Consider the following 15,061-nt stretch of genomic DNA (forward strand, 5'->3'; position numbering starts at 1 on the left):
GGTCGCCTGCCCCAAGCTTCCGGCTTTTCAATGATCGAGCGGACGGGTAAGGATCGGGTCTGCGCGGTTCCGGGGGCCGCTCGCCGGGAAAGCCGCTCTGATGTCCTTCACTCTTGCTATTGTCGGGCGCCCCAATGTGGGCAAGTCGACGCTTTTCAACCGGCTCGTCGGCCGGAAGCTGGCGCTCGTGGACGATCAGCCGGGTGTGACGCGGGATCTGCGCGAGGGCGAGGGCCGGATCGGGCCGGTGCGCTTTACGGTGATCGATACCGCCGGGCTCGAGGAAGTGACCGACGCGAGCCTGCCCGGACGGATGCGGGCGCTGACCGAGCGGGCGGTGGACTCGGCCGACGTCTGCCTGTTTCTCATCGACGCGCGGGTCGGGGTCACGCCGGTGGACCGGACGCTGGCCGAGCTGCTGCGCAAGCGGGCGCCGCGGGTGATCCTCGCGGCCAACAAGGCCGAGGGGCGCGCGGCGGAGGCGGGGCTGATCGAGGCATGGGAGCTCGGCCTCGGCGAGCCGCTGGCGCTCTCGGCCGAGCATGGCATCGGCATGGATGACCTCCTGCGCGCGCTGGAGCCGATTGCGGCGGAGTTTCCCGATGCGGCCGCGATCTTCGAGGTCGATGTCGGCGACGAGGTGGACGACAACGTCGACGAGGAAGGCGGCGGCGCGGCGTTGCCGGCGGGCCGGCCGATCCAGATCGCGGTCGTCGGGCGGCCGAATGCCGGCAAGTCGACGCTGGTCAACGCGATCCTCGGCGAGGATCGGCTGCTGACCGGGCCGGAGGCCGGGATCACCCGCGATGCCATCGCGGTCACCGTCGACTGGATGGGCACGCCGTTCCGCATCTTCGACACCGCGGGCATGCGGAAGAAGGCGAAGGTGCAGGCGAAGCTCGAGAAGCTCTCGGTCTCGGACGGCCTCAGGGCGGTGAAGTTCGCCGAGGTGGTCGTCGTACTTCTCGATGTGCAGGTGCCGTTCGAGAGTCAGGACCTGAGGATCGCCGACCTTGCCGAGCGTGAGGGGCGGGCGGTGGTTGTCGCGGTCAACAAGTGGGACCTCGAGGAAGAGAAGCCGCAGAAGCTGAACGAGTTGCGCGAGGCGTTCGGGCGGCTCCTGCCGCAGCTTCGGGGCGCGCCGATGGTCATGGTGTCGGCGTTGACCGGCAAGGGGCTTGACCGGCTGCATACGGCGATCGTGAAGGCCTATGCGGTCTGGAACACCCGGATCTCGACGGCGCGGCTGAACCGGTGGCTGGCGGCGCAGACGGCGGATCATCCGCCGCCGGCGCCCGCGGGGCGGCGGATCCGGCTGCGCTACATGACGCAGGTGAAGACCCGGCCGCCGACGTTCGTGCTGTTCGCGTCGATCCCGGACGCGGTGCCGGAGGACTACAAGCGGTTCCTGGTGAACGGGCTCCGGCGGGACTTCGACATGCCGGGGACGCCGATCCGTCTCTACCTGCGCTCGGGGGACAACCCCTATGCGAACCGGCGGAAGCAGAACGTGACGTCGCTCGACAAGCACAAGCCGAGACGCTTCGAGGGCTAGGGTGCGCAAGTGCGCACCCTTACCATGTACTCGGAATCACTCGATAAATCATTCCGGCGCTTGCCGCTTCTTCAGCCTGAGGGAGGGCGGTCGCCGCACCTCGTTCAGAGGATGAAGTCACCAGCGCCGAGCGTGAGGTTGCCCGTGAGGTCGATGTGGAAATCCGCCACCCGGTCGCCGTCGTCGTCGCCATAGACCACGGTCTTCGCCCCGGTGGTGACGTAGCGGAGTTCGCCCGCGTCGCCGGAGAAGCCTGCCTTGGCGATCCAGTGAAACGCCTGATTGCCGGCGGTGGTGGTGTCGGCATCAATCGCGTTCAGCTGGATCCGGTCCTTCTGGGCGCGGCTGAAGTCGGTGATGAGATCGGTCGCGGGCTCGGCGACGGTGTTGAAGGCGAAGGTGTCGGCACCGGCGCCGCCGGTCATGCGATCGGCGCCAGCGCCGCCGACGAGCACGTCGTTGCCGACGCCGCCGAGCAGCACGTCCTTGCCGGTGCCGCCTTCAAGGCGGTCGTTGCCCTGCTGGCCCGAGAGCGTGTCATTGCCGGCGAGGCCGCGCGCGGTGTCGGCGAAGCGGGTACCGACATAGGAGTCGCTGCCGGTAGAGCCGATCAGGGTGTGACCTTCCGCCCAGAGGTGACTGGAAAGCGCGCTCGGGTCGGCGCTGGTGCCCGACGGGCCGCCCCCCATGAAGCCGGAGATGATCTCGTGAACATCGCCCTTCACCCCGACGGGGTTCGTCAGGTCGAGGCCGGCGATGGAGATGTATTTGCTGGCGGTCTGGACCGTGCCGTTCCTCAGGTTGAGATCGCCGGTGCCGGAGTTGTAGGCCGCGCCCAGACGCACGAGGTCGATCGAGCCGATCTCGCCGCTGACCGAGTGATTGGAAAAGGTGTACTGGAACTTGTCGCCGTTCACGAGGATCGCCTTGGTCCGTGCCTCCTGACCCGCCACCGGCGTGTCGAGGTGGACGACCTGCGTGACGCGGTTCGCGGTCGGCCCGTACATCAGCGGGAAGCTGTGGGGCGTGAAGCCGTTGAAGAAGGCGTCATAGCCGGTGTTGAAATTCACGCCTTGGCCGCTCTGCGCGGTCAGCCGGATCGTCAGGGTCATGGTGGGGGTCCTCTCGTGGGTCCGGGATCAGAAGGTGAGGGAGAGCGAGGCGAGCGCGTTGAACCCCGGCGCAGGCTCGGTGGTGAGGTAGGGCGTGTAGGTCTCGCCGGTGATGTTGTTGAGCGCGAGGCCGAAGCTCGCGTGCGGGCCGAGGTCGCGGGTCAGGAAGAGATCGAGCGTGCCCCAGCTTTCGCTCGAGAGCGTGGCGTCGTTGCGCGCACTGGTGAGCGAGAGCCGGGCGCCGGCCTCGAGGCTCTGGTCGCGGGTGCGCAGGCCACCGGTCAGGACCAGCCGGCTCGGCGGCACGCCGGAGGCCGGGCCGCCGGTCGTGCGGTTCACGCCGTCCATGATCTGGCCGGAGAGGCTGCCGAACATGCGCTCCGCGTCGTAGGCTATTTCGAGCTCGACGCCGTCGATGCGGACCTTGTCGATGTTCTCGTACTGGAACCACGCGTCGAAGAGCGAGCCCTGCTGCACGAGCCCGATGAAGTCGTCGACGTCGTTGCGGTAGACGGCGAGGCGGGCGTCGAGCTGATGGCCCGGGGTGAGGAGGTCGCCGAGCGAGAGCGTCGCGCCGATCTCGGTGGTGAGCGCGCGTTCCGGTTTGAGGCCGGGGTTGGGTCGGATCTCGAAGCTCGCGGGCGGCGGGTGCGTGCCGTTCACCAGTGTTTCGGAGAGCGTCGGCGGCCGGCTGGCGCGCGCGACGGTGCCGTAGATGACGAGCGGGCCGAGGACGCGATGCTCCAGCGTGACCGCGGGGGAGAACGAGGTGTCGGAGACGTCGCCGTCCGGGCTTTCGAGGCGGTAGTCGAGATAGCGGAGCGAGAGCGCCAGACGGGTGTCGGTCCCGAGGTGCAGGCTGTCCTCGATCAGAAGCGAGGCGATGCGGCGCTCGCCGGAGGGAGTCAGGCTGCCGCCGGTGAGGGCTGCGCCGGGATCGTCCGTTGTCACCTTGTCGCGGAACGCCTCAGCGGCGAAGCCCAAGGTGTGTTCGGTGGGACCAAGGGAGAGGTCTGAGGTGCTGGTCGCGCGGAGGCCGTCGGTCGTCGTGTCGTAGGAGCGCCACGGGCCGGTGGGGGCGAAGAGGTCGTCGAGGCGCTGCTGGGCGACCCGGGTGGTGGTGCGGTAGAGCGTGAGGTCGGCCGGCCCGTCCGCGTAGGCGAGGGTGGCGTTGGTGACATCGGCCTCGGTTCGGCGTGGGTAGCCGGACGCGCGGCCGGTCTGGAAGTCCGAGCCGAGGGCGGAATAGCCCAAGGTGAGCGTCTGGCCACCGTCGAAGGTCAGGCCGACCTTCGCGAGGCCCGAGCGCAGGCTTTCGGCCGCCTGCACGGTCTGGCCGTTGCCGGCGTCGTAGTCCGAGCCCTCGGCGCGGGTAAAGGCAATGAGGCCGGTGGCGTGCTCGCCGAGGCGGCGGGCGTGGGCGGCGTGCAGGGTGGGCTCGTCGGTCAGCGTGCCGGCGCGGATGCGTGCCTCCCCGCCTTGGGCCGCGCCGGGGCCGAGGAGGTCGGCCGCCTCGATGGTGCGCAGCGCCACCGTGCCGCCGATCGCGCCGGGGGCCGCGTCGGTGCCGGTGGTGCCGCGCACCACCTCGACGGAGCGCAGCATCTCCGTGTCGAGATAGAAGGTGCCGCTCACGCCATGGTCGCTGCGCGCGAAGTTCTGCCGGGCGCTGTCGATGGTGACAACGGTGCGGCCCTCGCCACTCAGGCCGCGAACGCTGACGGCGATCGCCGGGTCGCCGGCGGTCGTCGCGGTGGTGACGCCGGCGATGGAGTTCAGCACGCTCTCGAGCCCGGCGCCCTGATAGGCGCCGGCCAGGGTCTCGCCATCGACCTGTCCGCGCGCGTCCGCGCCCTCGCCGCTTCGGATCGCCGACACGACCACGGTGTCGAGCACCGTCGTCCCGGCGCCGTCGTCGGGCGTCCCTTGCGCAACGGCGGCCGTTGCCCAGAGCGCCGCGACAGCGGGCGAGAGCGCGGGGGGCAGGCGGCAGGCCACGGGATCAGAGCAGGAAGTGGTCCGCGCCGAGGTCGGCCGCCTCGATCCCGCGCAGGTCGATCGTCACGCCATCGACCGAGATGTGGGCGCCGTAGCCGCGATCCGCGATGCCGATGTCACCGAGGCCGCCGAGATCGAAGGCGGCGAGGTCGATCCGGTCCTGTGCGAGGCTGAAGTCGAGGATGCGGTCGGCGCCGTCACCGGCGGCAAAGACGAAGGTGTCCGCGCCGAGGCCGCCCACGAGCTTGTCGGCCCCGGTGCCGCCGGTCAGCGTGTCGGCGCCGCCATCGCCGAAGAGCGCGTCGGTGCCGCTGCCGCCGAAGAGCGCGTCCTTGCCGGCGCCGCCCAGCAGCGCGTCGGCGCCGCCGTTGCCGTGGAGCACGTCGGCGCCCGCCTTGCCGGCGAGCTGGTCGTTGCCGGCGCCGCCGCTCAGGGTGTCGTCGTGGGTGTAGCCGTTGAGCTTGTCCCGGCCGCCCGAGCCGGTGACGTCGAGGGCGTAGCCGGAGACGATGTCGTAGATCGCGGTGGCGTTCTTCGCGTTGAGCGCCGCCTGCATGGCGTAGACCGTGTTGGTCGCGGGATCGTGGCCGGCGCCCGGCGCGGCGGTGAGATCGAAGCCGTCGAGGACGAGGAGGTTGTCGAGGCCGGTGACGCGGCCCGGAGCGCCGGTGCCTTGCGTGCCGGTGGTGACGCCGTCGACCCACTCGCCGACGATGACCGAGTCGAGCGTGCCCGAGATGCCGTGGCCGAAGGAGGCGCCGTAGTGGAGGTAGTCGTAGGCGAGCGCTTCGCCCTCCATCATCGTGACGATGGACGAGCCTGCGTAGCTCGCGACGATCTGGCTGCCGTTCAGGTAGTAGATGGCGCCGAACACCCGGTCGGGCGTGCCGCCGTAGAAGCTGTAGTCGCCGGCGCCGACGCTGGCGAAGAGCGTGGTGAAGTGGCTGGCGAAGTCGATGCCGCTGAGGGCGGTCGCGTCGATGGAAAGCACCGGTGTGGTCGTCATGTCCCGTCCCGCTGGTCGGAGTTGATTTCAGCGCGCGGCTCCCCCTGAGGGAGGGCCGGCGCGAAATAGGGCATGACTGGCGCGGAGGCCGGCGCCCGGGCGGGGTCCGGGCTCCAGTGCGGTATTGGGGACCGCGGCGGGCTTCCTACTCTGCACCGGGGGGTAGCATTCCCGAGTCGACCAGTCAACTATTCCGACGCGCAATCTTGACTGAATCGCTTTGGAACGTCACACCGCGATTGAACCGCACAGACGCGAGGGACGAACGATGTATGTGGCGATGAACCGCTTCCGGGTGCAGCTCGGCTCCGAGGGGGCTTTCGAGGACGTGTGGCGCAACCGCAAGGGGCGGCTCGACGAGATGGACGGCTTCGTGGAGTTCCACCTGCTGCGCGGGCCGGAGCGGGAGGACCACACGCTTTACGCCTCGCACACTGTCTGGCGGGATCGGGACGCCTTCGAGGCCTGGACGAAATCGGAACAGTTCCGCGATGCGCACAAGAGCGCGGGGGCGCACAAGCCGCTCTACCTCGGGCATCCTGAGTTTGAAGGCTTTGCCAGTGTCGAGGGTCTCTGAGGCGGGGCGCGTCACGCGGCGGGCTGTGCTGGTCGCGGGCGGGGTTCTGCTGCTCGCGCCGCGGGCGCGCGCGGTGGGGGCGGGCCGCGTGCTGGTGGTCGGCGGCGATCTCGTGGAGATCGTCTTCGCGCTCGGGGCCGGCGACGAAGTGATCGCCACCGACGACACGGCGAAGTGGCCGCCCGAGGCGGCGGCGCTGCCCAAGGTCGGGTACATGCGCCGGCTCGCGGCGGAGGGCATCCTCGGGCTGGCGCCGGATCTGGTGCTGGCGAGCGCCGATGCCGGGCCGCCTGCGGTGCTGGAGCAACTGCGCGCCGCCGGGCTCCGGGTGGAGATCGGGCCAGAGGGGCACGACATGGCGGCGGTGACGGCGAAGATCGGGTTTGTTGGCGAAAGCCTTGGGCGTTCCATCGAGGCGGACCGGCTCGCGGTGACGGTGAAAGCCGATCTCGCGAAGGTCGAGGCGGCGCTGGTGCCGCTTCAGGCGACGCCGTCGGTGCTGTTCCTGATCTCGGTCGGCCGTGGCGCGCCGATGGCGGGGGGCAGCGATACCGCGGCCGACGCGATGATCCGCCTCGCCCATGCCCGCAATGCCGCGGGCGGCTTTGCGGGCTACAAGCCCTTGTCGGCGGAAGCGGCGGTGGGGTTTGCGCCCGACGTGGTGCTGTTGCCCGATCACGTGGCCGGTCCCGCTGGCGGGCCGGAGAGGGCGCTGGCTCTTGCCGGGCTGGCCGAGACTCCGGCCGGGCGGGCGGGGCGCGTCGTGGTGATGGATGGGCAAAAGCTGCTGGGCTTTGGTCCGCGCACGCCCGAGGCGGTGGCGGAGCTGGCCCGGGCGCTGCATCCCGGCGCTGAACTCAGGCTCTGATGCGGCCGGCCGCAGCCCTCGCCGGCTTCGCTCTGGTGGCGCTGATGCTGGCGCTGGCCGGGATCGCCCTCGGGCCGGTGCCGCTCGGTCTCGGTGAGGTGCTGGGCGCGCTCTCGGGGCAGGGAAGCGCGAGCGCGCAGACGATCGTGGCGGAGATCCGCGCGCCGCGGGTTGCGCTTGGCGCCGCCGTCGGCGCGGGGCTCGCGCTGTCCGGTACGACGTTGCAGGGGGTGCTCAGAAACCCCCTGGCCGATCCCGGCCTGATCGGCGTCACCGCCGGCGCCGCGCTGGGGGCGATCGCCTCGATCGTCTTTGCGGGCGCGCTGATGGGCGCGGTGCCGGATGCCCTTCGGCCGTGGCTCCTGCCGGTTGCCGCCTTCGGTGGCTCGCTTGCCACCACGGCTTGCGTCTTCGCGATCTCCCGCCGGGGCGGCACGACCCACGCGGCAACGCTGATCCTCGCAGGCGTCGCGATCAACGCCATCGCCGGCGCGGGCGTCGGGCTGATGACCTACATGAGCGATGACCAGCAGCTGCGTGACCTGACGTTCTGGAGCATGGGCGGGCTCGGTGGCGCGAGCTGGCGGGCCGCCGAGCTCGCTGCCGGGGCGATGCTGGTGGCGGCCTTCGGGCTCTGGCGCCTCGCCGCTGGTCTCGATCTGCTGCAACTCGGCGAGCGGGCGGCGTGGCACGCGGGGCTCGAGGTCGAGCGGCTGAAGCGGCGGGCGGGCTTCTGGTCGGCGCTCGCGGTCGGCGCGGGAACGGCGGTCGCCGGGCCGATCGGCTTCGTCGGGCTGGTGGCGCCGCATATTGCCCGGCTTTGCGTCGGGCCGTCGCACCGGCTGGTGGCGCCTGCGGCGGCGCTGATCGGCGCGGGGCTGCTGCTCGCGGCTGACCTCGGCGTGCGACTGGTGGTACCACCGGCAGAGCCGCCGGTCGGGCTCGCGACGGCGCTGATCGGCGGACCATTCTTCCTGTGGCTGCTGCTTGCCCGGATGCGGCGCGATGCTTGAGGCGCGCGGGGTTTCAGTGGTGCGCGGTGGGCGCCGGGTGCTGGAGGATGTCTCGCTCAAGGTGACCCCGGGCGAGTTCGTCGCGCTTTGCGGGCCGAACGGGGCGGGCAAGTCGAGCCTGCTGGCGGTGCTTGCCGGTGAGCTGCGGCCCGGGATGGGGGAGGCGAGCCTCGATGGCCGGCCGCTTTCACGCTTGCCCGCGGCGGCGCTCGCGGCGGAGCGGGCGGTTCTGGAACAGGTGCCGAGCCTCGCGGCGGCGTTCACCGTCGCGGCGCTGGTGGACCTCGGACTGTCACTGGTGCCGCGGGCGGATATCGACGCAGGCGCGCTCCGGGAGCGGGCGTTGCGCGCGGCTGGAGTCGAGGGGCTGGCCACGCGGGCCGTGGACCGGCTCTCGGGCGGCGAACGGGCGCGGGCGCATCTGGCGCGGGTCCTGGTGCAGCTCTGGGCGGGTCGTGCCACGGGTGGCGGGCGCTATCTGCTGCTCGACGAGCCGACGGCGAGCCTCGACATCGCGCACCAGCTTGCGGTGATGCGCGCGGCGCGTGTGGAGGCCGGGGCGGGAGCGGGCGTGCTCTGCGTCCTGCACGACCTGAACCTTGCGGCCGCCTTCGCGGATCGGGTGGTGCTGATGCAGGCGGGCCGGATCGTGGCCGAGGGGGTGCCGGAGGATGCTCTCGACGCGAAGCGCCTGAGCGGCGTCTACGCAACCCCTATTGCCGTCGAGCGCACGGCGCGCGGGCCGCGGGTCTTTCCGGAGATGTGAGCGGATCGCGGCAGACCGGGCGGCGATGCGCCCGGTCTGCCGCGAGACGGATCAGGCGAGGATGAACTCGGTGCCGTCGAAGTCGGTCAGAACGCCATGCTCGATGACGATGCGGGTGCCGAGGCCGAGGTTGAACACCACCTCGTCGCCATTCTGGTAGCCGGTGGCGAGCACGGCCTGGGCATCGGCGAAGTCGAAGTCGGTCACGTCGATCTTGTCGTTGCCGGTGCCGAAGTCGCGGATGAGGTCCGTGCCGTGGCGCAGCGAGAAGACGAAGACGTCCGCGAGCGCGCCACCGGACAGCCGATCGTTGCCGGTGCCACCGGAGAGCACGTCACGTCCGGCGCCGCCGAGCAGCACGTCGTTGTCGCCGCCGCCCTGCAGCGAGTCGTTGCCGACGCCGCCGACCAGCCGATCCCTGCCGCCGCCGCCGCGCATGTCGTCGTTGCCCTGCTCGCCGTTCACGATGTCGTCGCCGGTACCGCCGTTCAGCCAGTCGTCGCCGGTGCCACCGAAGATGGTGTCATTCCAGCCGTCACCCTGGACGGTGTCGTTGCCGGCGCCGCCGATCAGGAGGTCTTCCCGGTTGCCGCCGGAGAGGTAGTCGTCGCCGGCGCCGCCGTCGAGCGAGTCCTGCAGGTTGCCGCCATAGAGCGAGTCGTTGCCGACGCCGCCGAGCAGTGTGTCGAGACCCTGATCGCCGTAGAGAACGTCGTGGCCCGAGTAGCCGACGAGCTTGTCGTTCGCGAAGCGGCCCGAGAGGGTGTCGTTGCCCTCAAGGCCGAAGATGATGTCCTGACGGGGTCCGCCGACGAGGTTATCGCCGCGCGCGGTTCCAACTATGACGGGCATAGTACTGCTCCTCTTTACTTTTACAGGATGAAGTCATCGGCGGTGAAGTCCGCCAGGAGGTGATCGGCCACGACCATGCGTGTTCCCGACCCGAGATTAAACACGACTTCTGTGTCATTTTGATATGCGGTGGCCAGAACGTCGTCGGCGGTCGCAAAACCGAAGTGGGTCAGGTCGATCTTGTCGTTGCCGCGGCCGTAGTCGACGATGAGGTCGGTCCCGCTGCCCGTCCTGAAGACGAACGTGTCTGCGAGCATGCCGCCGACCAGCCGGTCGTTGTCGGTGCCGCCCTCGAGGACGTCGCGGCCCGTGCCGCCCAGAAGGAAGTCGCGGCCGGAGCCACCGTAGAGGTAGTCCGCACCGGCGCCACCGAGCAGGCGGTCGTTGTGGTCATTGCCGTAGATCGTGTCGTTCCCGACGCCGCCGTCGATCCAGTCGTTGCCCCAGCCGCCGCTGATCCGGTCGTGGTGGGCGCCGCCGGAGATCGTGTCGTTGCCGCCGTCACCGAAGATCGTGTCGTTGCCTTCGCCGCCGTCGAGCAGGTCGGCGTCGTTGCCGCCGCGCAGCAGGTCGTTGCCTTGCCAGCCATAGATCCGGTCGGTGCCATCGTCACCGAACAGCTGGTCGTCGCCGTAGCCGCCGTTCAGGAAGTCGTTGCCCTGATCGCCGTGGATTGAATCGTTTCCCACGCCGCCGACCAGCCGGTCATTGCCGAAGCGGCCGGCGATCGTGTCGTCGCCGCCGAGACCGCTGATGAAGTCGTTGACCGGCCCGCCGGCGAGATTGTCGGGACCTGGCGTTCCAATAAAGCGTGGCATCAATCACCTCCTATGGTTGATCGAGGATGTGCAGCCCTCAACCCCCACCTTCAGACCGTTCCCCTGCCCGGGCGCGGGGCATGGTCAACACAACGGGTGCCATTTCGCAAGCCAACGAGGGTTAAACCCCGTCACGGGGGCGTGAGGCACTGGCCGCGTGGACCTCGTAGGGTCTTGTTCCTGCGCACGATTGCCAATTCGGGCGCCGCAAATGTGAAGGCCCGCCGATTGGAGATCGGCGGGCCTTCCTGTCGAGAGGACAGTTATTCGACGTCGAACCCGATCGGCTCGGACGTCTCTTCGACGGTCAGCGCATCCATCGCCTGCTCCTGGCGGTCGGCGATGATCGCCGCGTCACGATCGGTGGCGATCTTCTTGATCATGTGGGTCGCGCCACCGGTGCCGGCCGGGATCAGGCGGCCGACGATGACGTTCTCCTTCAGGCCCACGAGCTTGTCACGCTTGCCCTGGGTCGCCGCCTCGGTCAGCACCCGCGTGGTTTCCTGGAACGACGCGGCCGAGATGAACGACCTGGTCTGCAGGCTCGCCTTGGTGATGCCGAGCAGGATCGGTGCGCCCTTGGCCGGTTCGCGGCCGGCGGCGATCGCCTTCTCGTTCTCCTCGTCGAACTCCTGCTTGTCGACCTGCTCGCCCTTCAGAAGGGTCGTGCCGCCGGACTCCGCGATCTCCCACTTCTGCAGCATCTGGCGGACGATCACCTCGATGTGCTTGTCGTTGATCTTCACGCCCTGCAGCCGGTAGACCTCCTGGACCTCCTCGATCAGGTAGTCGGCGAGCGCCTCGACACCCATGATGGCGAGGATGTCATGGGGGGCAGGGTTGCCGTCCATGATGTACTCGCCCTTCTGGATGAGGTCGCCCTCCTGCACCGGGATGTGCTTGCCCTTCGGCACCATGTACTCGACCGGCTCGGCGCCTTCCTCGGCCGGTTCGATGATGATGCGGCGCTTGTTCTTGAAGTCCTTGCCGAACTTCACCCGGCCCGAGATCTCCGAGATGATCGCGTGATCCTTCGGCCGGCGCGCCTCGAAGAGCTCGGCCACCCGCGGCAGACCACCGGTGATGTCCTTGGTCTTCGCGCCTTCGCGCGGGATACGCGCGATGACGTCGCCGGGGTTCAGCTGCTGGCCGTCCTCGACCGAGAGGATGGCGTCGACCGACATGGCATGGACTTCCGGGTTGCCGTTCGAGAGGCGAACCGGCTCGCCGGTCTCGGCGTCCATGACGATGACCTCGGGCTTGAGGTCGCTGCCGCGCGGGGCCGCGCGCCAGTCGGAGACGATCTTCTGGCTGATGCCGGTGGCGTCGTCCATCTCCTCGCGGACCGAGAGGCCCGGCACGAGATCGACGAACTTCGCCACCCCGGCCTTCTCGGCGATGATCGGCAGGGTGTAGGGGTCCCACTCGGCGAGCTTGTCGCCGCGCTTCACCTCCGCGCCCTCCTTCACCAGCAGCTTGGTGCCGTAGCCGAGCTTGGAGACCATCCGCTCGACGCCGTTGCCGTCGATGATGGCGATCTCCATGTTGCGCGCCATGGCGATCTGCTCACCTTCCATGTTGGTGAGCAGATTGGAGCTGCGGAACTCCACCTGACCGCCCTGGCTCGCTTCGAGGAAGCTCTGGGAGCCGCCCTGGGCGATGCCGCCGATGTGGAACGTGCGCATGGTGAGCTGGGTGCCCGGCTCGCCGATCGACTGTGCCGCGATGATGCCCACGGCCTCGCCCGGGTTCACCCTGGTGCCGCGGGCAAGATCACGCCCGTAGCACTGGGCGCAGATGCCGTCGTCGGCCTCGCAGGTGAGGGGCGAGCGGATCTGCATCTCGAGCACGCCGGACGCCTCGATGCGGTCGGCATCGCGCTCGTCGATGAGATCGTTGCGCCGGAAGATCACCTCGCCGGTCTTCGGGTCGAGCACGTCCTCCGCCGCGACGCGGCCGAGGATACGCTCGGCGAGCGACGACACCACCTCGCCGTCGGAGATCGCCGCACGCGCGGTGATCGAGCGCTCGGTGCCGCAGTCGTCCATCTTGACGATGCAGTCCTGCGCCACGTCGACGAGACGCCGGGTGAGATAGCCCGAGTTCGCGGTCTTGAGCGCCGTGTCGGAGAGACCCTTCCGCGCGCCGTGGGTCGAGTTGAAGTACTCGAGCACGGTCAGGCCTTCCTTGAAGTTCGACACGATCGGAGTCTCGATGATCTCGCCCGAGGGCTTGGCCATCAGGCCGCGCATGCCGCCAAGCTGCTTCATCTGCGTGACCGAGCCGCGGGCGCCGGAGTGGGCCATCATGTAGACCGAGTTCGGCTCCATTTCGGCGCCGGCCTCGTTCCGCCGGGTGGCGGAAATGGCCTTCATCATCGCGTCCGTGACACGGTCGTTGCACTTCGACCAGGCATCGACGACCTTGTTGTACTTCTCACCCGAGGTGATGAGGCCGTCCATGTACTGCTGCTCGAAGTCCTTCACGAGGCTCCGGGTCTCTTCGACGATCGGCCACTTCTCATCCGGGATCACCATGTCGTCCTTGCCGAACGAGATGCCGGCCTTGAACGCCTCGGTGAAGCCGAGACCCATGATCTGATCGCAGAAGATCACCGATTCCTTCTGGCCGCAGTAGCGGTAGACGGTGTCGATGACCTCGCCGACTTCCTTCTTGCGCAGGAGCCGGTTGACGATGTCGAACGGCGTCTTGAAGTTCTTCGGCAGGAGCTGGCCGAGCCGCAGGCGGCCGGGCGTGGTCTCGAAACGCCGGAGGACAGCCTCGCCGTTCTCGTCGTACTGCTCGATGCGGGCCGTGATCTTCGTGTGCAGGTTGACGACGCCGGCATGCAGGGCGTGATCGACTTCCTCGATGGAGCCGAACACCATGCCTTCGCCCGGCTGCCCCTCACGCGCGATCGAGAGGTAGTAGAGGCCAAGGATCATGTCCTGCGACGGCACGATGATCGGCTTGCCGTTGGCCGGCGACAGCACGTTGTTCGTGGACATCATCAGGACGCGCGCCTCGAGCTGGGCTTCCAGCGAAAGGGGCACGTGCACGGCCATCTGGTCGCCGTCGAAGTCGGCGTTGAACGCCGAGCACACGAGCGGGTGCAGCTGGATCGCCTTGCCTTCGATCAGCACGGGCTCGAACGCCTGGATGCCGAGACGGTGCAGGGTCGGCGCACGGTTCAGCAGCACGGGATGCTCGCGGATCACCTCGTCGAGGATGTCCCAGACCTCGGGACGCTCCTTCTCGACGAGCTTCTTCGCCTGCTTCACGGTCGAGGACAGACCCTTGGCGTCAAGCCGCGAGTAGATGAACGGCTTGAACAGTTCGAGCGCCATCTTCTTTGGCAGGCCGCACTGGTGCAGCTTCAGCTCCGGGCCGGTCACGATGACCGAACGGCCGGAGAAGTCCACGCGCTTGCCGAGCAGGTTCTGACGGAACCGGCCCTGCTTGCCCTTCAGCATGTCGGAGAGCGACTTCAGCGGGCGCTTGTTGGTGCCCGTGATGACGCGGCCCCGGCGACCGTTGTCGAAGAGCGCGTCCACCGACTCCTGCAGCATCCGCTTCTCGTTGCGGATGATGATGTCGGGCGCGCGCAGCTCGATGAGGCGCTTCAGGCGGTTGTTGCGGTTGATGACCCGGCGGTAGAGGTCGTTGAGGTCGGACGTGGCGAAGCGGCCGCCGTCCAGCGGGACGAGCGGGCGCAGCTCCGGCGGGATCACCGGAATGACGGTCAGCACCATCCACTCCGGACGGTTGCCGGACTCGCGGAACGACTCCACGAGCTTCAGCCGCTTGATGATCTTCTTGGGCTTCAGCTCGCCGGTGGCTTCGGCCAGATCGGCGCGCAGCTGCTCGGCCTCCTGGTCGAGGTCGATCGCGGCCAGCATCTCGCGGATCGCCTCCGCGCCGATGCCGGCACGGAAGGCGTCCTCGCCGAAGCGGTCCTGCGCGTCGAGGTACTCTTCCTCGGTCAGGAGCTGGTTCGGCTTCAGGTCGGTGAGGCCCGGCTCGACCACGACGTACTGCTCGAAGTAGAGGATGCGCTCGAGATCGCGCAGCGTCATGTCGAGCATCAGGCCGATGCGGGAGGGCAGCGACTTCAGGAACCAGATGTGCGCGACGGGCGAGGCCAGCTCGATGTGGCCCATGCGCTCGCGCCGGACCTTCTGGAGCGTCACCTCGACGCCGCACTTCTCGCAGACGACGCCGCGATACTTCATCCGCTTGTACTTGCCGCACAGGCACTCGTAGTCCTTGATCGGACCAAAGATGCGCGCACAGAAGAGACCGTCACGCTCGGGCTTGAACGTGCGGTAGTTGATGGTTTCCGGCTTCTTGATCTCGCCGTAGGACCAGCTCAGAATCCTTTCCGGCGACGCCAGCGAGATCTTGATCTCGTCGAACGTGCGGACCGGAGCGACTGGCTGGAACGGGTTGGTGAGTTCCTGATTCATTTCGAATCCCTATCCGTGTTGCGGGAAAGT

11 protein-coding genes are annotated in these 15,061 nt (G+C 68.8%); 5 read left to right on the forward strand and 6 right to left on the reverse strand.

Features of this window, described 5'->3' with window-relative positions; genetic code table 11:
* Window positions 1–100: 100 nt before the first annotated feature.
* A complete protein-coding gene (der, locus tag HNP73_RS14630) occupies window positions 101–1,555 on the forward strand; it encodes a ribosome biogenesis GTPase Der (RefSeq protein ID WP_184151163.1) in 1,455 nt (484 codons plus the stop codon).
* A 104-nt stretch (window positions 1,556–1,659) separates the two neighbouring features.
* On the opposite strand, the gene HNP73_RS14635 is transcribed toward der, so the two are convergent.
* From HNP73_RS14635 to HNP73_RS14645, 3 genes are read right to left on the reverse strand one after another with little or no spacing between them, the layout of a single operon-like run.
* Window positions 1,660–2,667 (reverse strand): calcium-binding protein, encoded by a 1,008-nt coding sequence (locus tag HNP73_RS14635; protein WP_184151165.1) that lies wholly within the window; start codon window positions 2,665–2,667, stop codon window positions 1,660–1,662.
* Window positions 2,668–2,694: 27 nt separating this feature from the next.
* Window positions 2,695–4,665, reverse strand: a complete 1,971-nt coding sequence (locus tag HNP73_RS14640; RefSeq protein WP_184151168.1) for a TonB-dependent receptor domain-containing protein — start codon at window positions 4,663–4,665, stop codon at window positions 2,695–2,697.
* Window positions 4,666–4,669: 4 nt separating this feature from the next.
* Window positions 4,670–5,671, reverse strand: coding sequence for a calcium-binding protein (locus tag HNP73_RS14645; RefSeq protein WP_184151170.1), 1,002 nt, complete (start codon window positions 5,669–5,671; stop codon window positions 4,670–4,672).
* Window positions 5,672–5,939: 268 nt separating this feature from the next.
* Between HNP73_RS14645 and hmuQ the strand changes: the two genes are divergently transcribed.
* The 4 genes from hmuQ to HNP73_RS14665 are packed head-to-tail and all read left to right on the forward strand — an operon-like array spanning window position 5,940 to window position 8,895.
* Window positions 5,940–6,248, forward strand: coding sequence for a heme-degrading protein HmuQ (gene hmuQ / locus HNP73_RS14650; RefSeq protein ID WP_184151172.1), 309 nt, complete (start codon window positions 5,940–5,942; stop codon window positions 6,246–6,248).
* The gene (locus HNP73_RS14655) at window positions 6,232–7,116 is read left to right on the forward strand and encodes an ABC transporter substrate-binding protein (protein WP_184151174.1); all 885 of its coding nucleotides are present in this window, start codon (window positions 6,232–6,234) and stop codon (window positions 7,114–7,116) included. Before hmuQ ends, HNP73_RS14655 begins: the two co-directional genes overlap by 17 nt.
* Window positions 7,116–8,129 (forward strand): FecCD family ABC transporter permease, encoded by a 1,014-nt coding sequence (locus HNP73_RS14660; RefSeq protein ID WP_184151176.1) that lies wholly within the window; start codon window positions 7,116–7,118, stop codon window positions 8,127–8,129. Before HNP73_RS14655 ends, HNP73_RS14660 begins: the two co-directional genes overlap by 1 nt.
* Window positions 8,122–8,895, forward strand: coding sequence for a heme ABC transporter ATP-binding protein (locus HNP73_RS14665; protein WP_184151178.1), 774 nt, complete (start codon window positions 8,122–8,124; stop codon window positions 8,893–8,895). The genes HNP73_RS14660 and HNP73_RS14665 overlap by 8 nt, the downstream gene beginning before the upstream one ends.
* Before the next feature lie 51 nt (window positions 8,896–8,946).
* Here HNP73_RS14665 and HNP73_RS14670 read toward each other — a convergent pair whose 3' ends face one another.
* The 3 genes from HNP73_RS14670 to rpoC all read right to left on the reverse strand — a co-directional run bounded on the left by HNP73_RS14670 (window position 8,947) and on the right by rpoC (window position 15,031).
* The gene (locus HNP73_RS14670; protein ID WP_184151180.1) at window positions 8,947–9,747 is read right to left on the reverse strand and encodes a calcium-binding protein; all 801 of its coding nucleotides are present in this window, start codon (window positions 9,745–9,747) and stop codon (window positions 8,947–8,949) included.
* Window positions 9,748–9,767: 20 nt separating this feature from the next.
* Window positions 9,768–10,565 carry a calcium-binding protein gene (locus HNP73_RS14675; protein ID WP_184151182.1) on the reverse strand — a complete coding sequence of 266 codons (798 nt, stop codon included), beginning with the start codon at window positions 10,563–10,565 and terminating at the stop codon, window positions 9,768–9,770.
* 263 nt (window positions 10,566–10,828) lie between these two features.
* Window positions 10,829–15,031 carry a DNA-directed RNA polymerase subunit beta' gene (rpoC, locus tag HNP73_RS14680; RefSeq protein WP_184151184.1) on the reverse strand — a complete coding sequence of 1,401 codons (4,203 nt, stop codon included), beginning with the start codon at window positions 15,029–15,031 and terminating at the stop codon, window positions 10,829–10,831.
* Window positions 15,032–15,061: the final 30 nt, after the last annotated feature.

This window comes from Amaricoccus macauensis (assembly GCF_014201905.1).
Lineage (GTDB): Bacteria > Pseudomonadota > Alphaproteobacteria > Rhodobacterales > Rhodobacteraceae > Amaricoccus > Amaricoccus macauensis.